We start from the raw sequence: 19,827 nt of genomic DNA on the forward strand, positions 1-19,827 counted from the left end.
CGGACGGGACCGGGGAGTGAAGTGCTCGAAAGCGTGGGGTCGCTGACCGTCGGCCCATGGATCTACGTGGCGGTCGCGGTGTCGGTCCTGCTGGACGTGTTCCTCCCGGTCCTGCCGAGCGGCATCCTGGTGATCACGGCCGCGACCGCCGCCGCCACGGGCACCGGCTCCCTGCTCACCCTCACCCTGTGCGCGGCGGCCGCCTCGCTCGCCGGTGACCTGGTCGCGTACGCGCTGGCCCGGCGCGGCGGCGCGCGCCTGGACCGGGCCATCGCCCGCTCGCGCCGCCTGACCAGGGCGCAGGAACGTCTCGGCACGGCGCTCGCGCGGGGCGGTGGCCTGCTCGTCGTGATCGCCCGCTTCGCCCCGGCCGGCCGCTCCGTGGTGGCCCTGGGCGCCGGCGCGGCGCGGCGCAAGTCCAGCCAGTTCCTGCCGTGGTCGGCGCTGGCGGGCGTGGCGTGGGCGACGTACAGCGTGGGCCTGGGGTATTTCGGCGGCCAGTGGCTGGGCGCGACCTGGACCGGCGTGGCGGTCTCCGCCCTCGCCCTGTTCCTGGCGGGCAGCCTGGCCGCCTATGTCATGCGGCGCCCTCTGCCGGCCGCCTAGCGCACTCCACCGCAAGCCCGGCCGCCCGCCTCATACGGCGCCCTCTGCCGACCGGCCGGTGCTCCCCCGCACCTCGATGCCCGCGAGAAGTTCGCGGGTCGCCTCGGCGATCTCGGCGACGGCCCGCTCGAAGACCTCACGGTTGTGCGCGGCCGGGGCGCGGAAGCCGGACACCTTCCGTACGTACTGGAGGGCGGCGGCACGCACGTCCTCCTCGGTGGCCTCGTGGGGCAGGGCGGGCGGGCGAAGGGTCTTGATGCTGCGGCACATGCCTCCAGTGTCCTCCAGCGGCCCCGTGTCGCGGGGCTTCGCGGGCGCTCCCCCCCCGGAGCGCCCGCTACCCACCCCTCCCCCGCCACGTCCTCCGGCGGCCGCCTGCGCGCGGGCTTCGCGGGCGCTCACCCCCCAGGACCCCGGTACCCGCCCGCCCCCCGTCCCGCCATCCGGCGGCCGCCTGCCGCCCGCGGGGCCCGTCCGGTGCCGGCCCCTGGACCACCCGCTCCCCACCCCTCCCCCCGGAGGGCGCCGCTTCACCGCTTGCGCCGCCTGCGCTCCTTCTTCCTGAAGCGCTCGATCGTGTACGTCGCCCAGTCGCCGCGGTGCAGGTTGCACCGCGACGCCCCGATCATGGCGAGCCGCCGGCAGCGGCCGCCGCCCTTGGTCCGGGCACCGCAGATGGATTGCGTACGCGCCATGTCCGCCTCCTCGACCGGCTGTTTCTTCCTGCGGCCCCAGCGTCGCCCCGCGCGTCCCGCTCCCGGCAGGGCGCGCACGGGTCCCACGACGTCACGCTCCGTCGCACACGCGGACCTCACCGCGCGTGCGCGACGGCGGCACCCGGGGCGCGCCGGGCGGGACTCCGGCCGGAGCACCGGCCGGAACGAGCCGGGCGCCGACCATGCGGGCGGGGCGCGGCGAACCTAGACTGGCGCGAGGTACCGATTGTCCCTATTCAGGGAGGTGCGCACCATGTCCAAGCGAGGAAACAAGCGCCGGGCCCGCAAGGGCAAGAAGGCCAACCACGGCAAGCGCCCCAACTCCTGAGCCGCGGGCGGCCCCGACACACCGACGTCCCGACGGCGGGCAGAGCACTCTGCCCGCCGTTCCGCCGGTTCCGTGGCGCCGCAACGGGCCCCGCATCGAGCCCGCCCGCCGGATGCGGCCCCAGTGATCAAGGTCACCAGCCCCCCGAATGCCGTAAAGCGGTCTTAGCGTCCACCTCGCTGTGAAATATCGACGTGGACACACCAATCACCCATTAGCCTCACATTTCCATTACCGATCTCTTGACCAAAGGTCGCGCACAACAACATGCACATATCTCCATCCGCTCCGGGGGAGCGGAAGCCCCGACGGGCCTCCAGGCGACTGCCGCTCACCGCGGCGGTCGTCGCCCTGTCGGCCACCATGCTGGGCGGCTACGCCGTCGCCCTGCCCCAGCCGTCCGCCGCGCAGCCCGCCGCGGCGGGCGGAACCGCCGCCCCGTCCACCGCGCCTGACGTCCCGTCGGCCCGCGCCGGGGCCAAGCGCTCCGGCCACCGCGTGGAGGCGCTCTCCGAACGCACCGAGACCTCCACGACGTGGGCCGAGCCGAACGGTTCGCTGACCACCGAACTCACCGCCGGGCCGGTCCGTTTCGACCGCGACGGCACGTGGGTCGCCGTCGACACCGACCTCACCGAGCGCCGCGACGGCACCGTCGCGGCCAAGGCCCATCCCGCCTCCCTCACCCTCGCGGGCAAGGGCGGCAGCCCGGCCGCGTCCCTGGGCGCGACGCGCACCGCCGGCGCCCGGGACCTCGTCACCCTGGGCGAGGGCGAGCAGCAGGTGACCCTCCAGTGGAAGGGCGGTCTGCCCCGCCCCGTGCTGGACGGCAACCGCGCCACGTACCCCGAGGCCGTGCCCGGCGCCGACGTCGTCGTGGAGGCGACCCGTACCGGCTTCGAGCAGTACGTGCAGATCAAGAAGCGCCCCGCCACGAGCGACTACACCTACACCCTCCCGCTCCGCGCCAAGGGGCTGCGGGCGCAGCAGCAGGCCGACGGCAGCGTCCTGTTCACCGACCGGAGGACCGGCGTGCAGCGGGCCGTGATGCCGGCGCCCGTCATGTGGGACGCCACCGTCGACGAGCGGTCCGGCGAGCACACCCGCCGGGTCCCGGTGTCCATGAAGGTCCGGCAGAACGGCTCGTCGGTCGACCTGGTGGTCTCCCCGGACCCCGCCTTCCTGGCGGACCCGGAGACCCGCTACCCGGTGACCGTCGACCCGTCGACCTCCGCGCTGAGCAACGTGTTCGACACGTACGTCCAGCAGGGCGAGACGCGCGACTGGTCCACCGACACCGAGCTGGACTTCGGCAACCCGGGCACCAAGAACGCCGACGGCACGCCGCGCACCGCCCGGTCCTACCTCACCTGGGGTACGGCGCCGATCGCGGACGCGCTGGTGAGCAGCGCCAAGCTGAGCCTGTGGAACTTCCACTCGGGCAACCCGGACTGCAAGCCGCAGCCGTGGGAGGTGTGGTCCGCCGACCCCGCCGGCCTCACCAGCCGCTGGACCAACCGCCCCAAGACGCACACCAGGCACGCGACCTCCACCGAGACCAAGGGCAACCCGGACTGCGGCGCGGACGGCTGGATCAACGCCGACGTCACGCAGCTCGTGCAGTCCTGGGCCTCCGCGAAGGCCCCGAAGTCGTCCATGGCCCTGACCGCCGCCGACGACACGGCGGTCGCGCAGTGGAAGCGGGTCAACTCCGCGAACGCCACCGCCAATCCGCCGAAGCTGACGGTCACGTACAACTTCCGGCCCCGCTCCGGCAACAACCGCCAGGCCGGCCCGCCGTACGTCAAGGACGCCTCGGGCACCTGGCAGGTCAGCACCACGACGCCGACGCTGCGCGACACGTTCTCCGACAAGGACGGCGACCGCATCAACGGCACGTTCGAGGTCGTCGACGCCGCGACCGGCAAGCGCGTGGGCGACTACCTCGTCTCCCCGTACGTGGAGTCCGGGCGCGCCGCGGCCGTGACCCTGCCGGACGGGCTGCTGAAGGACGGCGGGACGTACCGCTTCCGCACCAGCCCCTACGACGGCTCGCACTTCAACCTCGCCTGGTCCGACTGGTCCACCTTCACGGTCGCCACCGGCCGCCGGCCGGGTGGGCTGCCCGACATGCCGCAGGCACTGGAGGCGGGTGCGACGCGCACCCTCACCCCGCTGCTGTCCGGTGTCGTCTCCAGCCCCGGACAGGGGCGCGTGCGCGCCGAGTTCGAGCTGCGTGACGCCGACGGCAAGCCGCTGACCGGCGTGAGGATGCCCGAGGCGTGGGTGGACAGCGGTCAGCGCGCCGCCGCCCGCGTCCCCGAAGGGGTCCTGAAGGACGGGACGGCCTACCTCTGGGCGATGCGCGCCTGCACCGACACCGGCTGCTCGGCCTGGTCGTACGAGCAGGAGTTCACCGCCGACGCCGGAACCGCGCCCAAGGCGCCCGACACGGCGTCCGTCGTCCTCAGCGGCGCGTCCCTGGACGACGCCACCGTCGCCGTCGGCACCGAGGCCTGCGCCTCCGGTGGCTGCCCGGCCGTGAAGGACACCCGGCTGACGCTCGGCGGCGGCTCCGGGCACGAGCGGGTCGTCCGGCTCAAGCCGGACCTGACCAAGGTGCCCGCGGGCGCCCGCGTCACCCGCGCCCGGCTCGTCCTGACCCCCGCCGAGTGCGGCACGGCCGTCTGCGCGCAGCGCCCGGTCGAGACCTACCAGCTCGTCGAGGCCTGGGCCGCTCCGCAGACCGGCACCGGTCTGCTCGGTGTCCTGGACGACGCGCCCTTCGCGGAGGCGGCGCTCCCGGACGCGCAGGACCTGGCCCCGCTCGTGCAGTCCTGGCTGGAACAGGGCTCGTCCGAGGGCATCGCCCTGCGGCTGCCGTCCGCGCAGCGCGACGCGACCGTCTCGTACCACTCCAGCCGTACGCCGAAGGCCGCCGAGCGGCCCCAGCTGGTGATCGACTACGTGGCGCCGACCGCGCCCGGCGCCCCGCAGGACGTGCGGGCGACCCCGGGTGACGGCGGGCTGCTGGCGACGTGGAACGCACCGCAGGACCTCGGGTCGGCGACCGACGGTCCCGAGTACACCGTGGTCGTGAAGAAGGACGACGGCAGCGAGGCCGCGAAGGTCACCACGCGTGACCCGCACGCCGTGGTGACCGGGCTGGCGAACGGCACCGCCTACCGCGTCGCCGTGTCCGCGCGCACCGCCCACGGCACGAGCCCGGTGGCCGCTTCCGAGCCCACCACTCCCGCGGCGGTACCGGGCGGCGCGGCCGTCTACCGCGAGATCGTGCAGCAGTACGCGGACGCCCGCGGAGCCCTGCTCCGGGGCGCCCACCCGACGGCCGCGGCCGCCCTGGCCGCCAGTTCGCGAGGGGCGTCGTTCCAGGACCTGCTGGGCGCGCAGGCCCCCGACCTTATCGCGTCGCGCGAGGCGCTGGCCCGGCACGACAGCCGCTACACGGAGACGGCCACCACGCTGTCGGACGTGCTGGTCGGCACCGACGAGAACGGCACGGTGTTCCTGCGCGCGGTCGTCACGGACAAGGCCGTACTGACCCGGGGCTCCGCCCCCGAGCCGGAGGAGGGCACGCGCGAGCAGCGGTTCACCTTCAGCACGAACAGCGGTGCGCCGATCCTCCACCTGGAGGCCGACGCCCCGGCGGCGGAGACGGTCCTGTCGGCGTCGGCGTCCACGGCGGCGGAGAACGGCCTGGAGGCCGCCGAGGAGGTCCAGGGCCCGATCAGCGAGGTGCCGGACGAACCGATCGAGCTCGACGCGGACGGCTTCCCGGTGGAGACGGCCCCGGCGGGGGCTGCGCCCGCGTCGGCCACGCGTGTCAGGCGCGCGGCGGTCAGCGGTTCCGGCACGGCCAACTGGGCCTCGCGCAACCTCGGCACCAAGTGGGAGTACAAGCAGGACTGCACGAACTTCGTGTCCAAGGCCCTCTACTACGGCGGCGGCATGAAGAGCCGGGGCGGCGGCCGGAAGCACGATCGTGCCTGGTGGCAGCAGTACTACCTGTTCGGCACGGTGAAGAACAAGAGCTACACCTGGGCCGGTGCCGAGAACTTCCGCCGGCACATGATCGGCTACCGCGGCGCCCAGTACGTGAAGGCGCACACGGCCAGGGCCGGTGACATCGTGCTGTTCAAGTGGAAGAAGGAGCGGGTGTACAACCACGTCGCCGTCGTCTCCGGCAACCGGCACGGGGTACAGCTCCTCCAGCACGGAGGCGTGGGCCGGACCAGCCTCGCCGCCGCCATCAACCGGTACCGCCACAGCGCGAACTACATCGAGCGGGTCATCATCCTCCGCCCGAAGTCGAGGAACTGAGCATGCCGCTGAAGAGGACCAGGTTCCGCGCGCCGGCCGCGGCCGGCGCGGCCACCGCGCTCGCCGCGCTCGCCGTGCTCGCCGGAGGTGCCCTGACGGGCTGCTCGGCGGACTCCGACGACTCGCTCGCGTACGCGAGCGACTACGCCGCCCACGAGCCGCTGCGGGTGGTGGGCTACCCCTCCCGGGGCAGCCTCGACGTGGTGCAGAAGGCGGTGTGGCGCCTCGCCGACGGTGACGCCGAAGCGCTGGCGGACCTCGCCGCGGAGAAGGGCGACGCCGCGGAGCCGACGGCGCGCAACTGGGTCAAGGCGTTCGGCGCCGCGGCCAAGGGCGAGGTGACGGCCGACTTCTACGACGAAGGCTCCACCCGGCAGGTCGTGGTGCTGTACTTCGCCGGAAGCGGCCAGGTCAAGGAGATCGAGGCGCGCGTCGGCGAGGACGACGCCTGGGCCGTCACGATGAACGAACCCGACCCGTCCGACGCCTCGGCGAAGCCCACGTGGGCCCCGCCGAAGCCCGGCGGCACGGGCTCCCGCTCGTCCGCCCGGTAACCGCACACCGCCTCACGACACCGCGCCCCCGGCTCCGCAGCCGGGGGCGCGGTCCGTTCTCCGCCCCAGGGGCGCCCGCATGGCGGGGCGGTCCGGGCGCGCGGATGATGGAACCGTGACCGAGGGGACCGTGCCGTTCCGCGGCTACCGCACCTGGTACCGGATCGAGGGCGAGTGGCCGCGTGCGCGGGGCACGCCGGACGCCGGCCGACTGCCGCTGCTCGTGGTCAACGGCGGGCCGGGGTGCCCGCACGACTACCTGGAGGACCTGGGGGCGCTGGCGGAGGACGGCCGGCCGGTCGTCTTCTACGACCAGCTCGGCTGCGGCCGCTCCGACCAGCCGGACGACCCGGAGCTGTGGGTCATGGAGACGTTCGTCGAGGAGGTCGCCGCCGTACGCCGGGGGCTGGGCCTGGACCGCGTGCATCTGCTGGGCCACTCCTGGGGCGCCCAGGTGCTCCTGGAGTACGCCCTCACCCGCCCGTCCGGGGTCGCCTCCCTGGTCCTCGCCGACCCGCTGGCCAGCGCCCCGCTCTACGAGGCCGAGGCACGCCGCCTGAAGGGGACCCTCGCACCGGAGGTGCGGGAGGTCATCGACCGCCACGAGGCGGAGGGCACCACCGACGACGACGCCTACCTGCAGGCGTCCATGCACTTCTACCGGCAGTGGCTCTGCCGCCTGGACCCGTGGCCCGACCACCTGATGCGCTCCTTCGCGAACTGGCGGGAGGACGTGTACGAGACCATGTGGGGCGCCGAGTGGAACGTCACGGGCAACCTCAGGGACTGGGACGTGACGGCCCGCCTGCCGGAGCTGGACCTCCCGGTCCTCCTCGCATCCGGCCGCTACGACGTGGCGACCCCCGCGGTGGTCCGCCCCCTGGCCGACGGCATCCGCGGCGCCGAGTGGACCGTCTTCGCCCACAGCGCCCACCTCCCCTCGGCCGAGGAGCCGGAGCGCTTCCGGGAGGTGGTGGGCGCGTTCCTGAGGGAAATGGAGGCTGACACGTGACGGGGCGGCGCAGCGGGCGGCCGTCCTCTATTCGAGCGTGAGCATCGCCTCGGCGACCTCGCCGACCGCTGCGTCGGGGATCGCGGTGGCGGCCTCGTCGAGGACGAGCAGCCGTGCCCCGGGGATCTCGCGCGCGAGCGCCTCGCCGTTGCCGACGGGGAAGAACGGGTTGCGGCGGCCGTGGACGACGAGCGTGGGGACCTTGATCCCGGACAGGCGCTCGCGCCAGCGGGGTGTGCAGTCGAGCCGGGAGAAGACCATGCCCATCTGGTTGGCCATCTGGACCGGGGGTGCGGTGCCGGGCGTACGGTCCCAGATGCGCGCGGCGGTCGCGCGCGCGGCGACCGGGTCGTCGCCGAGTATCTCCGCGCCGGTGGCGGTGAACTCCGCCACCGCCTCGCGGTCGGTCCAGTCGGGCATCGGACGCGCGAACAGCCGGCTCATCGTCGCCGGGTCATGGTCGGGGAGGTCGTCGTCGGGCGGGCCGGGGGCAACCGCGCGGGTGCCGACCAGGGTGAGCGCCGAGAACGCGCCCGGATGGTCGAGCGCGGCCACCTGGGCGACCATACCGCCGACACCGATCCCCGCGAGGTGCGCGGGTCCCCCGCCGAGCACGTCGGCCAGGGCCGCCGCGTCGGCGGCGAGGCCGCGCAGGGTGTAGCCGGGCGCTTCCGGATCGGTGGTCGTCGACTCCCCGCTGTCGCGCAGGTCGTAGCGCACCACCCGTCGCCCGCCGGCGGCGAGGCGCTCGCACAGCGCGTCGGGCCAGGAGAGCATCGTCGTCCCGCCCGCGAGCAGGACGAGCGGCGCGTCGTCGTCGCCGAACGACTCGATGCCCAAGGCGATCCCGTTGGCGTTGATCGTGGTCATCGGATCACCCCAGGACGTCGTAGGTCAGGTGCGTCGCGGTGGATGTCGGGATCACGCTCCGCTGCACCAGGGTGCGCGGCGCTCCGCCGGTGAACAGGGTGTCCCGGCGCCCAGCACGACGGGCGCGAGGTGCAGCGTCAGCGCGTCGACCAGCCCGGCGTCGAGCGCCGAACGGACCGTGGCGCCGCCGCCCATGAGGATGACGTCGAGGTCCTTGTTGCTGTCCGACGACGCCGCCTCGGCTCGCTCGCGCGCGGTGGTGACGGCGTCGGGCAGACCGGTGGTGACGAACGTCCAGTCGAGGTGGGCCGTCCGCACCGACTCCGGCGGCGAGCTCGTCACGACGACGAACGCGGGCTTGCCGACCTCGCCGGCGCCGTAACCGGTCGTGTCGCCCCAGCCCTGCGGCCCGTCGACCACGTCGAAGAGGCGCCGGCCGAGGACGACGGCACCCGATCGCGCGGTCCCCTCGCGCAGCACCCGCCGGTCGTCGGGGTCGTCGGAGAACGCCCACGCGTGCAGGGCCTCGCCACCGGTGCCCAGCCCATTGTCCGGGCCGGGGCCGGGCCCGGTGACGAAGCCGTCGAGAGAGACGGAGATGTCAGCGATGATTCGGCTCATGCCAGGACAGACCGGATCCGCCGCCGGAATTCATCGCTGCCGCGTGCGGCCGGGTGGCGGATGCGATCTCGCCGGCTCGAGGCGCGGGACGGGCACCTCGGGCGTCGGGCGGACGGTCGACGTGAGTACCTCATAGGCGGATATGCACAGGTCGGTGGGTATTGAGGATGCAGTCGGCCACTACGTCAAAGCCCCCACAGCGAGGAGCTGCGGGGGCCTTTGCACTGGTGGGCGCGGACGGTTTCGAACCGCCGACATCTGCTTTGTAAGCTCGTGCGGGGCACTCTCACCAGGGGCGGATCGCTGGTCACCACCGCCACGGCGGCCCGTGTGCGACCGCCGTCATCCGTCGCCGTTGATGTCAGTTTTAGATGTCAGCCGGCCGCACTCGACGGCCCGCTACCGCTTCTTCCGAAGCTTCTTCATCTTGGCTTCGGCTTCCTTCTTCTTCCGCTGCTCGACCCCGTACGGCGACCACGGCCCCTGGTGCTTGGAGCACCGAGAAGTACCCGTCATCGCCTTGTTCTGGCAGCGGCCCCCGCTCTGGGTAGGAGCACCGCACCTTGACTGAACCATCCTGCCCCCTTCGTCGCCGGACCCTGGAATGCTTCCAGCGCCCGACGCAGAGCGGGGAGGCGCAACCGCGGCGGACAGCAGCACGCCGACAGCACACGCCCCGGGATACAGGCTCAGCCCTCTTCTGCCGTGCCGACCGTCCGACCGGATGCGTACTGCCCGTCCGCCGCCCGCTCCCCGCCCTCCAGGGCCGCAATGGCATTCCGCCGCCATTGGCCGACCGCGACGGCCACAACCACCAGCACCACGAGAGCGGCAACGGGTGCGCCCCAGATCAGACCACCGATGGCAAAACCAAGCGACTCCGTGACTCCCCCTTGCGTGGTGCTCCCTCAGCGATTGATCGGGATCTCATAGACGATCTCGCAAAGCGCAGCAGGCACGACAATGTCCGCCGTCTCTACGGGCTGGCCCTGGTCGCTGTAGTAGGTCCGCCGGATGTGGGTGACGAGCGCGGCCTTCTGGATCCCGAGAAGTGAGGCTTCCTCGGCGCTCGCCTGCCGCGGCTCCGGCTGCTCGACGGCATGGCTGACGGTGACGCCGATCTCCGCCATCCGGTTCACGACGCCGGCCCCGGCATGCGGCCCGCCCTCAGGAAGCACGACAAGCGTCCCGCCGGTCAGGTCGTACGGCTCCCAGCTCGTCGACAGCTGCACGGGCCGCCCATCGGCGAGGAACTCGTACACGGTCCGGACGCACAGCTCGCCCTCACCGATCCCGAGCCGCGCAGCGATCTCCGCCGGCGCGGGCACCTTCGCATCGGTTCGGCTCTCCCAGCCACCGTTCCGCCCGACGGCCTTCATGTCCGCCCGGAACGGCGACCCGTCCGGCTGCTCGCGCGCCGCGGACCGCACCATCCGCACCCGCTGCCGGGGCTCAGCCACATAGGTCCCGGACCCGGCCCGCCCCTCCAGCACGCCCTGGGAGATCAACAGCTCCTGGGCACGGCGAACAACGTTCTCGCCCACCCCACACTCCTGGCCGATCTGGGCCCGAGAGGGCAGCCGGTCTCCAGGACTCCACTCGTGCTCCGCGATCCGCCGCCGCAGTTCGTCGGCGATACGGAGGTATGGCGGCTGCTCAGGCATATGGAAAATCTAGTCCACTAGCTCTAATCTAGTTAACTAGCTTCACTTAAAGTGATCACCGGTAACGGAGGCTGCCCTGTGCCTGCTCCCGAAGTAAGCGCGGAGGCTCTCGCCGCCCGGTTGTCCGCACTCGGACTCACCACACGCGTACTAGCCCACGCCAGACACACGTCGATCGAAGCGGAGGTACCGGAAGCCCTCCCGGCAGAGACATGGCGGGAGGTCCTGGAAGTCCTGGCACAGGCAGACCGCTTCGGTCTCCTCGCCACCAGCCTGGGCGGCCGAACCCTCTGGGCCGCCGTGAACAAGCGGTCCCCGCGACACGCGACGTCCGGGGACCCGGCCATCAGCGATGGGAGCTGATCAGCATGCACAACCGTATCCGCCGCGCACTCCACCCCACCAGACCACGGCACGCCCGAACCACCCACCCCCACAAGCCCTTACGCCGCGCCACCCCACCGGAACGGACCATCGCCCACGGCGCCAGCACGCTCCGTGTCAGTCGGTGCGCCCCCAGCGTCGAGCGCCCCCACCTCACCCAGGCGGAGACGCCCTGATGCCCCACACGAAGCTCACCCCGTACCGCTCGTCCCGGTGCCAGATCGGCACCCATCACGAGTGCGCCCACTCCTCCCCGGCAACGGCCCCGATCGGCATCCCGGTGATCTACGAGGCGTGCGCCTGCCCCTGCCACACGCCGGCGACCAACCCGCCCCACTCGGAGGCAACGGCATGAAGCCCTGGACCCCGACCGGCGCCGTGGTCGCCCCCATTGAGATCACCTCGATCAACGTCCAGCGAGGCGACGTCATCCAGATCGGCGGCCACCCCTGCCGAGTAGCCGACCTCCGCCAACTCCCCCTCGGTGCGAAGCGTCTCCTCTTCGAAACGGGCGAGCAACTGACCATGCACCCCCGCACCCGCCTGGTCGCCCTCCGAGTCCAGAAAAGGTGGTGACCACGACCGTGCCGACCCTCCGCGACACCATCGCCGAAGACCTCCGCACCCAAATCACCACCGGCCGCCTCAAGCCCGGTGACCGCCTCCCCTCGGAGCCCAAGCTGGCCACGCACTACAAGGTCAGCACCCCGACCCTGCGCAACGCCCTGGCGCTCCTACAGGCAGAGGGACTGATCGATAAGCGTCACGGCAAGGGCAACTTCGTCCGCCGCTCTCTCAGCCGGCTGACGTACGAGGGCGGCGTCCTCACGCCCACCCTCCACCTGACCATTCGCAAGACCCAACTCCAGGCTAGCAACCTGCTGGCAACACTGCTCAAGGTCCCGTCACGCACTCCGCTGACGGAATTCCTCTGCATCGGCCATGAGGGCGAATCCCCACACAGTCTGGCCCGTATCTATATCCCTCGGGACCTCGCCGCTGCCGAGCCGCCTTGGTACCGCCAACGGCCAGCGGAAGTCCAGGACAGAGTCACCGCCCGCCTCCCAACCCCTGAGGAAACCTCAATCCTTCGCATCACCCCGACCCTGGCCATCCTCGCCATCACCCGCATCTCGACCGATTTCACCGGCCGCGTCATCGAGGCGGCTCGCCTAGTGCTCCCAGGCGACCGCGCCGAAGCCTTCTTCACCACCCACCCCACGACCGCGGAAGCAGGTGCAGAGGGATGACAGCCCACTACGGCCTCCGCCTCCTCCCCTGGACGACCCCTGACGGCAACCCCTGCTACCTGAACACCGACGACACCGATAGCCACTTGTCTCGTCTGGCTGACCGCCTGGAAGGCGAACAACTCGACTTGGCGTCCGATCTGGTCGACCTCGTGTCAGATGTACTCAACGGCAAGGATGCCGACCCGAATGAGCTGCACGCGCTGGCCCGGAGTCTGGTCGGTGCCCTGCGGGATGTGCTGCGTGTGGCGGAGAGCCGCGGCGATCGCCTTGCGGATCCGGCAGTGACGCCGCGAGGCCAACATCTGGGTGGTCCTCGACTGCCGGCAGCATCCTTCGGCTAGCACCACTGCACGGCAAGACGAGGGCCCCTGCTCAGCAGGGGCCCTCATGCGCGGCAGCGCCCTCAGCGCCAAGGGCGATGAACCCGCGTCGCCAACCGAGATGTCGGACGGTGACTGTCGCTCCTCTTGATCTACTGACGCGCTTGCCATGCCCATCCTACGGGGCTGGATTCTCTCTCTCCGCCTTCACGCACGCAAGCAGGTATTCGCTAAACCGTTGAGCCTTCGTCGCCCTCTCCAAGATCACTCCCTCACGCTTCAGATAGGCAGCCGCCCACTGCTTGAGGTTACTGAAGATCTCCCCAATTTCCGCATCGCTAACATCGGCATCCTTTAGTGCAAGTCGACGAAGTTGCTGAGGTCGCCGAATCGGTCCACTATTCAACTTTTCCGCGATGAGCATAGAGAGGTGAAACTTCAGGTTGCTCTTTTGGGGGACGGTAGCTTCAGCCGCTTCGGATAGGATGAATCCATCAACTCGGCGTTGCAGCTTTGCGGCCCACAAATAGATCTGCAAATCGATGTCGGAATTGAATACAAGCTTGTAATCATCGTCATTCTTCAAGAGCGATGAAGGCTTCCCTCGCGCCTTGTCGGGTCGAGCCAGGCCCATAGCAGTAATTGACGCACCCAAGAATTGGATGCTGATGATCTTCGACGGGTCCTTTCCGTCGTTCTTGTAGTACCCCTTCCTGCGGTCGTAGTACCAGCCATGCGTGAGGAAATAGTCCTCGATATTTCGCTGGACAGCGTCCGTTGCGCGAAGCGACGCATCGGTGATGGCGGTCTGGCGGTTGGTGGCCCTGATTACCTGATCGCGAGTCACCGCGTCGCCGGTAACGATGATGCGCACCAGGAGCATGCGCTCCTCTGCTTCCGCAGCACCGGGATTTCGTAGTGCTTCGTAGATTTCGTGACTGGTCTGCAGGCCGTTGACGATCTGAATATTGGAAAGGGAGTACGTCTTGGATGTGCTAGTAGCCTCACTACATAGCAGCGTGACGCCATTGTTGAGCCACCAAAACTCCGGGCCATCCTGAGCCGTCAGAGTGCTTCGGATTTCTTGATTTACCGAGACGTTGCCCTGGTAGTCCCTCACATTCCATTCGAAAAGGTGGCGTCGAAGTCGGCCGTTCTCGTCGACGATTAGGTTGTAGTAATCCCGCAACTTGACAAGTGCCACATGAGACTGGCCGCTCGTGGCGCTCTCCTGGTAGCTCATTGCCAGGGTATAGGGCGGACGCTCGTTGTAGCGGGCCATCATTTCCTTGTCTCCAAGGAGTTGTGTGACCACTCGTTCAGTGTCTGGGATCGCGTTCTGGATCGACTGCTTGAGGGTGTGAAGCTTTGCCTCTAGTTGAGGCGTGATGTTGCGGGTGTCTCCTGGAGCGGCATAGACCACATTCACACTGATCCGCGGTCGGCGTGTGATCAGTTTTTCCCACGCGGAGCGAAAGAGCTCGAAACGAGACAGGAGTGAGGAATTATAGAGGATGGAGAGGGAAGAAAGGGGTTGCGAGAGGTCGAGTAGGCGACTCATTGTGAGCTCAAGCTTTTCGACGGCGTCCTCAGAAAAGCTGGGAGTTCTCTTGGCCTGAATTACCCAAAGTTCAAGATTGCGATCTTGGCCAAAATCCGTGGGACGACTTTCGGGGGAGACTACGTCGGAGTCTTCATCCAGCAATGCGTCATCGAAAAAGACATAAACGGAGTCGATGGCCCCGTCTTGCCCGCCTCCAACAATCCCGCTTTCGATATTCTCCAGCCCCAGGTCAAACGGGCGGAGGGCCAGTTCTGAGGCGAAGACTTCGAATGCGGTACTTCCCTCCGCTGCAGGTAGGTTTTCCGTCTTCCATGCATCAAAGATGCGCATGATGAGAGTCTGGGCATTGCTGGGCATCTGCGGCACTGCGGCTCCCGTTTCAGGCTGATTCGCTTCGCAATAACGTATCAGTGGTTTCGCGCTCGAACACGCGAAATGCTGCCCTTAGGCAAACTGTCGACTTTGCAGTGAAATTGGCTTTATGTCACAGACAAGCTGGATCGTTCACAACTGCGGAGCCCGAGCAGCGCCGCTAGGAGTCGTCCTCACCTCCCATCCCGTCTGCCGTCGACCCACACACCGTGGAGCAGGCGCGGTGCCGGGCGTCCAGGTGGAGCGCGCCACTGTACGAACGACCTGGACGCCCGGCACCGTGTCTGCTCGGCTCTGCCTGGGTCGACGGCAGACGGGATGGGAGCCCCCACCACCAAACCCCCACCGGCCGGCACCCGCCCGGGGGCCCCTCCCATCCCGGAGCCTGAGCGCCCCCGCCGGAGGCATCGTCTTGAGCTGCACTCGCGTACGGCCTCGGCCGCGTCGTGGTTCGTCACCCATCAACCCGAGCTGTCAGGCGTGCGGCCGGCGGCCGGGCTGGAGCGGGGCGTCAGACAGGAGCGCAGGCCCGGGCGACGGGCCGCGCGCGCCGCGCTGTGCGCGGCGGGTGCCTTGATGAAGTAGGGAAACTCTTACCGCACCTACTGCTGGCGCTCGGCTCGGAACTGGTCTAGCAGGGTGAAGAACAGCTCAATGGGTGGGGTGCCAATCGCCTCGGCTTCGCGCTCGATTCGTGTGGACCAGCGCAAGGAGCTTGCAGCGCCGGAGCGCTTGTTCAGCCAAAGGTCGAAGGGGGAGTCCCCGCCGGGAGTCCAGAAGGGGAAGTCCTCTTCTGCGTTGTGCACGGACACGGCCACTCGGTAGCCGATGATCATGGAGTCCAAGTGAGCCAGAGAACTGCCCGGGAGCCACATGCCTGGGCGGAGGCGGACCTGGTCCAAGAGGTCGTCGATGCCCTCGAACTCGTGCAGAGGCTTCGGCTTCGTCATGCAGGCTTCTTCAGCAAGTGGCGGCCGTCGTGGCTGCGGACGTGGGGGCCCTTGTCGTCCAGGGCGTCTAGGAGGCGGATCGCGTAGACCTCGGTCATGCGGGCGGTGATTTCTTCTTGGGTGAGCCATTCGACCGCGGTGGACTCGGCGGAGGTTCGTTCCTCGCCGCCGGCGGGCTTGCAGCGGAAGACCAAGGCGACAACGCCTCGGGTGGTGTTCTTGTAGACGCCGGTCAGCTCCTCCACCTCTACCCGGATGCCCGTCTCCTCCCAGACCTCGCGGGTCACGCCGGCTTCGGGGGACTCCGTGAGTTCCAGGACGCCGCCCGGGAGTTCCCAGGTGCCGTTGTCGGCTCGGCGGATCGCCAGGAGGCGGCCGTCTTCGCGTACGACTGCGCCCGCGACGGACACAGAGTGCAGTGGCGTTGACGTCGTCTTCCGGGCGCTGTTACTCATGTACAGGAGCATAGGAGAGTGAAGAGGACTATGGGTACGACTGCAGGGGGTGGCAGGGCGGTACCCCGGTACGTCCAGATCGCCGAAGAGATCGTGGAGCAGATCCGGGCCGGCGTTCTCAAGCCTGGTGACCTGGTGCCGAGCGAGTCCGAGCTTGTCGAGCGGTACGGCGTCGCCGGCGGGACCATTCGGAAGGCCATGGTCGAGGTGCGGGCCAGTGGGCTCGTGGAGACGCGGCACGGGAAGGGGTCGATCGTGAAGGACCGGCCGCCTGTGCGGCTGCGGTCATCGGATCGGTTCCGGGCGTCCCATCGGCGGGGCGGGAAGGCTGCCTATCTGGCCGAGTCGGCCCAGTCCGGGGCCACCGCCAAGGTGAGCGTGCTGTTCATCGGGCCCATGGAGGCTTCCGAGGAGATCGCCGAGCGGTTGGGGGTTGAGCCCGGGGCTCAGGTCCTGGCCCGGCGGCGGCTGTACTTCCGGAACGGGACGCCCGTCGAGACTGCTTCGTCCTATCTCCCGTGGGACGTCGTTAAGGACATCCCTGAGCTGTTCTCCGAGAACCCCGGGCCCGGGGGGATCTACGCCCGGCTTGAGGACGACGGGCACGTCTTCGAGGAGTTCGTGGAGACGCTTCAGGCTCGGCCGGCGTCGAAGGCCGAAGCGTCCGAGCTGGCGTTGAGCCCTGGTGCTCCCGTCGTTCACCTGCTGCGGAACGCCGTCACCAAGACCGGGCGGGTGATCGAGGTCTGCGACACCCTCATGGCCGCTGACCAGTTCGTCTTCGAGTACCGGATCCCCGCCGCCGACTGACGCGCGGTCAACTCTTGCCAGCCCGCTCGGACTTCTTCGTCCGGGCGGGTTGACTCATGTATAGGAGTGATGCACTCTTCTTCATGTCACTCATGTACATGAGTGAAGGAGTTCAGGACTTCTAGAGGAGTGATCTTCATGCGCCAGATTCCCGTCGACACCTCTGCGGCGACCGTGATGGTGGCCCAGCCCCCGCAGCCCAAGGTGAAGGACCGGCGTACCGGCGAGCGCGCCATGGACGCCGAGAGCGGAGCCGCGCTGTCGACTGTGGACGTCATGTTCGCGGCCAACGGTGAGGTGGAGATCCTGAGCGTGACCGTCCCGGAGACCGGTGTCTCCGCCGACCTGGCCATGGGGACCCCCGTGGCGATCACGGGGCTCGTCGCCCGGCCCTGGGAGAGCGAGTTCAACGGGCAGCGTCGGCACGGCATCGCCTTCCGGGCCGTGGCCGTCACCTCGCTCGCCGCCGGTTCTTCGATGCCGAAGGCCGCCTGATCATGCGGTGGTTGATCGCCGCCGTGGTGCTGGTCGCCGTCCTCGCGGGACTCCTGCGGTGGCGGCGGCCCGCCTGGTACTGGCTCTCCTTCGGCGTCACATTCGCCACGTGCCGGGTCCTCAGCCGGTACCGGGCAGTCATGGACGCCTGCGGGCTCACCGTTCCGCCGCCCCGCTGGCGTCTCGCCATCGCCCGGATGGCGAACCGGCCCGTTCCCGAACCGCGGGCGCCACGCATTCTGCGGCTCAGGCCCACCCGTACCGGGCTCGTCTTACGGCTGGGGCTCCGGCCCGGACAGGACGCCTTCGACGTGGCGGCCTCGTGCGATCGGCTCCGGCACTCGTTCGGGATGTTCGGAGTCACCTCGCGGGAGATCCGCTCCGGTGTGGTCGAACTTCGGATGACCGGGTACGACGTGCTCCGGCGGGTTCAGATGCCGGCGCGGGCCGAACGCTCGACCATGCGGGTGCCGGTCGCCCTCCGTGAGGACGGAGACGTCCACTACCGCGACTACCGAACCACGCCGCACGCCCTCACCATCGGCGCCACCAAGTCGGGGAAGTCGGTGTACCAGCGGAACCTGGTGGCCGAACTCGCCGCTCAGGAAGTCGCCTTGGTGGGGATCGACTGCAAGCAGGGGGTGGAGCTGTTCCCTCTGGCCCGGCGGTTCTCCGCGCTGGCCGACAACCCCGACACCGCCGCCGACCTGCTCGATGCCCTCATCTCGCACATGGAGGACGTCTACCAACTCATCCGCGCCGAACAGCGCATCACCGCCGACACCCCGGACGCCGACATCGCCGCCGACATCTGGGACCTCCCCGACCACCTCCGGCCCGTTCCCATCGTCCTCCTCGTGGACGAGGTCGCCGAACTCGCGCTCTTCGCCACGAAGGACGAGGAGAAACGGCGCGACCGGATCATCACCCTCGCCCGACTCGCCCAGCTCGGCCGCGCCGCCGGCATCTACCTGGAGATCTGCGGGCAGCGCTTCGGCTCCGAACTCGGCAAGGGCATCACCATGCTCCGCGCCCAGCTCAGCGTCCGTACCGCCCATCGCGTCAACGACGAGACCAGCGCCAACATGGCCTTCGGCGACATCGCGCCGGACGCCGCCCTCGCCACCGTCCAGATTCCCGTCTCCGCTCCCGGCCTCGCCATCACCGGCGACGCGTCGGGCGGCTGGTCCCGCATCCGGACACCCCACACCTCGCTCCGCGCCGCCGTGGACGCCTGCAACAAGCACGCCCACCTGACCCCGGAACTGCCCGCGCTCGACGCGTTCCGGCCGGTCCTCGCCTCACCCGCCGTGCCCGTGGCCATTCCTGCCGCGGCGGCCCCAGCGACTCCCTGAGGCTCCCCGCTCCCCTGGCCGGCGCGGCCACCTCGCGCCATATCCCTACCTCCGCCATGCCCGAAACGCCCACCAAGGAGGTGCCGTCATGACCAGCAAGCTCCGCCTCGACGCCGTGCTGGTCCAAGCCCTGATCGCAGGTGCGCTGTCCTTCGCCCACCTGCACGACCTGGCCGCCGCTGCCGGGCAGACCGGATGGAAGGCGTGGGCCTACCCCGTCTCCGTCGACCTCCTCTTGGTCGCCGCCTGGCGCCGGTTCCGCGCGGACGGATCGTCCCGGCTCGCCTGGTGCTGGTTCCTGGTCTCGCTCTTCGCCTCGCTCGGCGCCAACGTCGCCACCGCCGGCTTCCTCGACCTCGCCGACCCGCCCGCCTGGCTGCGCTTCGGCGTCGCCGGATGGCCTGCGGTCGCCTTCCTCGGGGGAACGCTGCTCGCCCACTCCGCCCCTGCCCCTGCCCCTGCCGTCGAGCCGGAGCCGGAGTACGTACCCGAGCTGGAGGACACCGGGGACGTCGGACCCGTGACTCAGCCAGAGACCGAGCCGGTGGACGTGCCTGCCCTTCCGGCCCCTGCGCCCGAGCCCGCACCCGCCGTCCCGGCCGCGCTCGTCGAGCACGCCCGCAAGGTCGCCGCCGACCACCACGCCCGTACCGGCTCCCCCATCGATACCGACACCCTCCGCGCCCGCCTCGGCGTCCCCGCGCCCATGGCCAGCGCCATCGCCTCCCAACTCGCCCGATCCGGAAGGAGAACGGCATGTCCGCCCGCGACCACTTCCACTCCCTGATGCGTATCGGCCCCGTGCAGATCGGCACCCACCGCGACCGCCACGGACGCACCAAGTACGCCGCCGTCTGCACCGCCGACCGCTGCGGCTGGTCCGCCGACTACTCCAGCTCCTCGGCCGCCCAGCTCGCCGCCCGCACCCACCGCTGCCGCCCCACCGACTGAACGGAGACCGTCCGTGGACGTCCCGCTCTGGTTCACCCTCCTCGTCGTCGGCGCCCTCGGCATCAAGCTGATCCGCCCGCCCTGGTGGCTCGTCGCCGTGCTCCTCCTCGGCGGCTTCCTCCTCGCCGACAGCCTCCTGGCCCCCGTCATCGACGCCGCCGTCTCCGAGTGACCCGACCCGTACGGATCCGACCCGCCCGGAAAGG

The 19,827-nt window shown here is 70.0% G+C and carries 22 protein-coding genes and 3 pseudogenes; 17 read left to right on the forward strand and 8 right to left on the reverse strand.

Annotation, left to right across the window (positions count from 1 at the left end; translation table 11 throughout):
• Window positions 1-21: 21 nt before the first annotated feature.
• Entirely contained in the window at window positions 22-606 is a 585-nt protein-coding gene (locus tag ACIA79_RS00955; protein ID WP_399425771.1) for a DedA family protein, read from the forward strand.
• Between the two features lie 30 nt (window positions 607-636).
• On the opposite strand, the gene ACIA79_RS00960 is transcribed toward ACIA79_RS00955, so the two are convergent.
• Window positions 637-876, reverse strand: a complete 240-nt coding sequence (locus ACIA79_RS00960) for a DUF2277 domain-containing protein (protein WP_399425772.1) — start codon at window positions 874-876, stop codon at window positions 637-639.
• A 260-nt stretch (window positions 877-1,136) separates the two neighbouring features.
• Window positions 1,137-1,301, reverse strand: a complete 165-nt coding sequence (locus ACIA79_RS00965; protein WP_399425774.1) for a hypothetical protein — start codon at window positions 1,299-1,301, stop codon at window positions 1,137-1,139.
• A gap of 274 nt (window positions 1,302-1,575) precedes the next feature.
• Here ACIA79_RS00965 and ACIA79_RS00970 point away from each other — a divergent pair, with 274 nt between their 5' ends.
• From ACIA79_RS00970 to ACIA79_RS00990, 5 genes and pseudogenes are all read left to right on the forward strand, one after another.
• Window positions 1,576-1,650: a 50S ribosomal protein bL37 gene (locus ACIA79_RS00970; RefSeq protein WP_391811501.1), complete on the forward strand. Its 75-nt coding sequence runs from the start codon at window positions 1,576-1,578 to the stop codon at window positions 1,648-1,650.
• 351 nt (window positions 1,651-2,001) lie between these two features.
• Window positions 2,002-3,753 (forward strand): annotated as a pseudogene (locus ACIA79_RS00975) (DNRLRE domain-containing protein); the annotation flags it as partial.
• 258 nt (window positions 3,754-4,011) lie between these two features.
• The gene (locus ACIA79_RS00980) at window positions 4,012-5,991 is read left to right on the forward strand and encodes an amidase domain-containing protein (protein WP_399426260.1); all 1,980 of its coding nucleotides are present in this window, start codon (window positions 4,012-4,014) and stop codon (window positions 5,989-5,991) included.
• Between the two features lie 2 nt (window positions 5,992-5,993).
• Window positions 5,994-6,545, forward strand: a complete 552-nt coding sequence (locus ACIA79_RS00985) for a hypothetical protein (RefSeq protein ID WP_399425776.1) — start codon at window positions 5,994-5,996, stop codon at window positions 6,543-6,545.
• 115 nt (window positions 6,546-6,660) lie between these two features.
• Complete coding sequence (locus ACIA79_RS00990; RefSeq protein ID WP_399425778.1) at window positions 6,661-7,557, forward strand: proline iminopeptidase-family hydrolase; 897 nt, start codon at window positions 6,661-6,663, stop codon at window positions 7,555-7,557.
• A gap of 27 nt (window positions 7,558-7,584) precedes the next feature.
• On the opposite strand, the gene ACIA79_RS00995 is transcribed toward ACIA79_RS00990, so the two are convergent.
• The 3 genes and pseudogenes from ACIA79_RS00995 to ACIA79_RS01005 all read right to left on the reverse strand — a co-directional run bounded on the left by ACIA79_RS00995 (window position 7,585) and on the right by ACIA79_RS01005 (window position 10,712).
• Window positions 7,585-8,427, reverse strand: coding sequence for an alpha/beta fold hydrolase (locus tag ACIA79_RS00995; protein ID WP_399425780.1), 843 nt, complete (start codon window positions 8,425-8,427; stop codon window positions 7,585-7,587).
• A gap of 4 nt (window positions 8,428-8,431) precedes the next feature.
• A pseudogene (locus tag ACIA79_RS01000) lies at window positions 8,432-9,048 on the reverse strand (dihydrofolate reductase family protein).
• Between the two features lie 908 nt (window positions 9,049-9,956).
• Window positions 9,957-10,712 (reverse strand): GntR family transcriptional regulator, encoded by a 756-nt coding sequence (locus tag ACIA79_RS01005; protein ID WP_399425782.1) that lies wholly within the window; start codon window positions 10,710-10,712, stop codon window positions 9,957-9,959.
• A gap of 78 nt (window positions 10,713-10,790) precedes the next feature.
• On the opposite strand from ACIA79_RS01005, the pseudogene ACIA79_RS01010 reads away from it, so the two are divergent.
• The 5 genes and pseudogenes from ACIA79_RS01010 to ACIA79_RS01030 form a co-directional block, all read left to right on the forward strand.
• A pseudogene (locus ACIA79_RS01010) lies at window positions 10,791-11,065 on the forward strand (hypothetical protein); the annotation flags it as partial.
• Between the two features lie 206 nt (window positions 11,066-11,271).
• Window positions 11,272-11,451, forward strand: coding sequence for a hypothetical protein (locus ACIA79_RS01015; protein ID WP_399425784.1), 180 nt, complete (start codon window positions 11,272-11,274; stop codon window positions 11,449-11,451).
• Complete coding sequence (locus ACIA79_RS01020; RefSeq protein ID WP_399425786.1) at window positions 11,448-11,672, forward strand: hypothetical protein; 225 nt, start codon at window positions 11,448-11,450, stop codon at window positions 11,670-11,672. Before ACIA79_RS01015 ends, ACIA79_RS01020 begins: the two co-directional genes overlap by 4 nt.
• On the forward strand, window positions 11,669-12,346 hold the full coding sequence (locus ACIA79_RS01025) for a GntR family transcriptional regulator (protein WP_399425787.1): 678 nt from the start codon (window positions 11,669-11,671) through the stop codon (window positions 12,344-12,346). The genes ACIA79_RS01020 and ACIA79_RS01025 overlap by 4 nt, the downstream gene beginning before the upstream one ends.
• On the forward strand, window positions 12,343-12,690 hold the full coding sequence (locus ACIA79_RS01030) for a hypothetical protein (RefSeq protein ID WP_399425788.1): 348 nt from the start codon (window positions 12,343-12,345) through the stop codon (window positions 12,688-12,690). The genes ACIA79_RS01025 and ACIA79_RS01030 overlap by 4 nt, the downstream gene beginning before the upstream one ends.
• A gap of 157 nt (window positions 12,691-12,847) precedes the next feature.
• Here the strand turns inward: ACIA79_RS01030 and ACIA79_RS01035 are convergent, their stop codons facing one another.
• From ACIA79_RS01035 to ACIA79_RS01045, 3 genes are all read right to left on the reverse strand, one after another.
• Window positions 12,848-14,563, reverse strand: a complete 1,716-nt coding sequence (locus ACIA79_RS01035) for an AIPR family protein (RefSeq protein WP_399425789.1) — start codon at window positions 14,561-14,563, stop codon at window positions 12,848-12,850.
• A gap of 644 nt (window positions 14,564-15,207) precedes the next feature.
• Entirely contained in the window at window positions 15,208-15,555 is a 348-nt protein-coding gene (locus ACIA79_RS01040; protein WP_399425791.1) for a hypothetical protein, read from the reverse strand.
• Window positions 15,552-16,022, reverse strand: a complete 471-nt coding sequence (locus ACIA79_RS01045; RefSeq protein ID WP_399425792.1) for an NUDIX hydrolase — start codon at window positions 16,020-16,022, stop codon at window positions 15,552-15,554. The genes ACIA79_RS01040 and ACIA79_RS01045 overlap by 4 nt, the downstream gene beginning before the upstream one ends.
• Before the next feature lie 18 nt (window positions 16,023-16,040).
• Between ACIA79_RS01045 and ACIA79_RS01050 the strand changes: the two genes are divergently transcribed.
• From ACIA79_RS01050 to ACIA79_RS01075, 6 genes are all read left to right on the forward strand, one after another.
• On the forward strand, window positions 16,041-16,820 hold the full coding sequence (locus ACIA79_RS01050) for a GntR family transcriptional regulator (protein WP_399425794.1): 780 nt from the start codon (window positions 16,041-16,043) through the stop codon (window positions 16,818-16,820).
• A 138-nt stretch (window positions 16,821-16,958) separates the two neighbouring features.
• Window positions 16,959-17,315, forward strand: coding sequence for a hypothetical protein (locus ACIA79_RS01055; RefSeq protein WP_399425795.1), 357 nt, complete (start codon window positions 16,959-16,961; stop codon window positions 17,313-17,315).
• Between the two features lie 2 nt (window positions 17,316-17,317).
• Window positions 17,318-18,670 carry an FtsK/SpoIIIE domain-containing protein gene (locus tag ACIA79_RS01060; RefSeq protein WP_399425797.1) on the forward strand — a complete coding sequence of 451 codons (1,353 nt, stop codon included), beginning with the start codon at window positions 17,318-17,320 and terminating at the stop codon, window positions 18,668-18,670.
• A gap of 88 nt (window positions 18,671-18,758) precedes the next feature.
• Window positions 18,759-19,457, forward strand: coding sequence for a DUF2637 domain-containing protein (locus tag ACIA79_RS01065; protein WP_399425798.1), 699 nt, complete (start codon window positions 18,759-18,761; stop codon window positions 19,455-19,457).
• A complete protein-coding gene (locus ACIA79_RS01070; RefSeq protein ID WP_043231506.1) occupies window positions 19,427-19,621 on the forward strand; it encodes a mobile element transfer protein in 195 nt (64 codons plus the stop codon). The genes ACIA79_RS01065 and ACIA79_RS01070 overlap by 31 nt, the downstream gene beginning before the upstream one ends.
• Window positions 19,622-19,634: 13 nt before the next feature.
• A complete protein-coding gene (locus ACIA79_RS01075; protein WP_107063396.1) occupies window positions 19,635-19,793 on the forward strand; it encodes a hypothetical protein in 159 nt (52 codons plus the stop codon).
• The last annotated feature ends 34 nt before the right edge of the window (window positions 19,794-19,827 follow it).

It is taken from the genome of Streptomyces sp. NPDC051310 (genome assembly GCF_044455245.1).
Classification (GTDB): domain Bacteria; phylum Actinomycetota; class Actinomycetes; order Streptomycetales; family Streptomycetaceae; genus Streptomyces.

What these genes read in the sequence shown, in the direction of transcription:
- ACIA79_RS00960 (WP_399425772.1), bottom strand. Translation starts at nt 876, where the DNA reads ATGTGCCGCAGCATCAAGACCCTTCGCCCGCCCGCCCTGCCCCACGAG.
- ACIA79_RS00965 (WP_399425774.1), bottom strand. Translation starts at nt 1,301, where the DNA reads ATGGCGCGTACGCAATCCATCTGCGGTGCCCGGACCAAGGGCGGCGGC.
- ACIA79_RS00980 (WP_399426260.1), top strand. Translation starts at nt 4,012, where the DNA reads ATGCGCGCCTGCACCGACACCGGCTGCTCGGCCTGGTCGTACGAGCAG.
- ACIA79_RS00985 (WP_399425776.1), top strand. Translation starts at nt 5,994, where the DNA reads ATGCCGCTGAAGAGGACCAGGTTCCGCGCGCCGGCCGCGGCCGGCGCG.
- ACIA79_RS00995 (WP_399425780.1), bottom strand. Translation starts at nt 8,427, where the DNA reads ATGACCACGATCAACGCCAACGGGATCGCCTTGGGCATCGAGTCGTTC.
- ACIA79_RS01005 (WP_399425782.1), bottom strand. Translation starts at nt 10,712, where the DNA reads ATGCCTGAGCAGCCGCCATACCTCCGTATCGCCGACGAACTGCGGCGG.
- ACIA79_RS01015 (WP_399425784.1), top strand. Translation starts at nt 11,272, where the DNA reads ATGCCCCACACGAAGCTCACCCCGTACCGCTCGTCCCGGTGCCAGATC.
- ACIA79_RS01020 (WP_399425786.1), top strand. Translation starts at nt 11,448, where the DNA reads ATGAAGCCCTGGACCCCGACCGGCGCCGTGGTCGCCCCCATTGAGATC.
- ACIA79_RS01030 (WP_399425788.1), top strand. Translation starts at nt 12,343, where the DNA reads ATGACAGCCCACTACGGCCTCCGCCTCCTCCCCTGGACGACCCCTGAC.
- ACIA79_RS01035 (WP_399425789.1), bottom strand. Translation starts at nt 14,563, where the DNA reads ATGCGCATCTTTGATGCATGGAAGACGGAAAACCTACCTGCAGCGGAG.
- ACIA79_RS01040 (WP_399425791.1), bottom strand. Translation starts at nt 15,555, where the DNA reads ATGACGAAGCCGAAGCCTCTGCACGAGTTCGAGGGCATCGACGACCTC.
- ACIA79_RS01045 (WP_399425792.1), bottom strand. Translation starts at nt 16,022, where the DNA reads ATGCTCCTGTACATGAGTAACAGCGCCCGGAAGACGACGTCAACGCCA.
- ACIA79_RS01050 (WP_399425794.1), top strand. Translation starts at nt 16,041, where the DNA reads ATGGGTACGACTGCAGGGGGTGGCAGGGCGGTACCCCGGTACGTCCAG.
- ACIA79_RS01055 (WP_399425795.1), top strand. Translation starts at nt 16,959, where the DNA reads ATGCGCCAGATTCCCGTCGACACCTCTGCGGCGACCGTGATGGTGGCC.
- ACIA79_RS01060 (WP_399425797.1), top strand. Translation starts at nt 17,318, where the DNA reads ATGCGGTGGTTGATCGCCGCCGTGGTGCTGGTCGCCGTCCTCGCGGGA.
- ACIA79_RS01065 (WP_399425798.1), top strand. Translation starts at nt 18,759, where the DNA reads ATGACCAGCAAGCTCCGCCTCGACGCCGTGCTGGTCCAAGCCCTGATC.
- ACIA79_RS01070 (WP_043231506.1), top strand. Translation starts at nt 19,427, where the DNA reads ATGTCCGCCCGCGACCACTTCCACTCCCTGATGCGTATCGGCCCCGTG.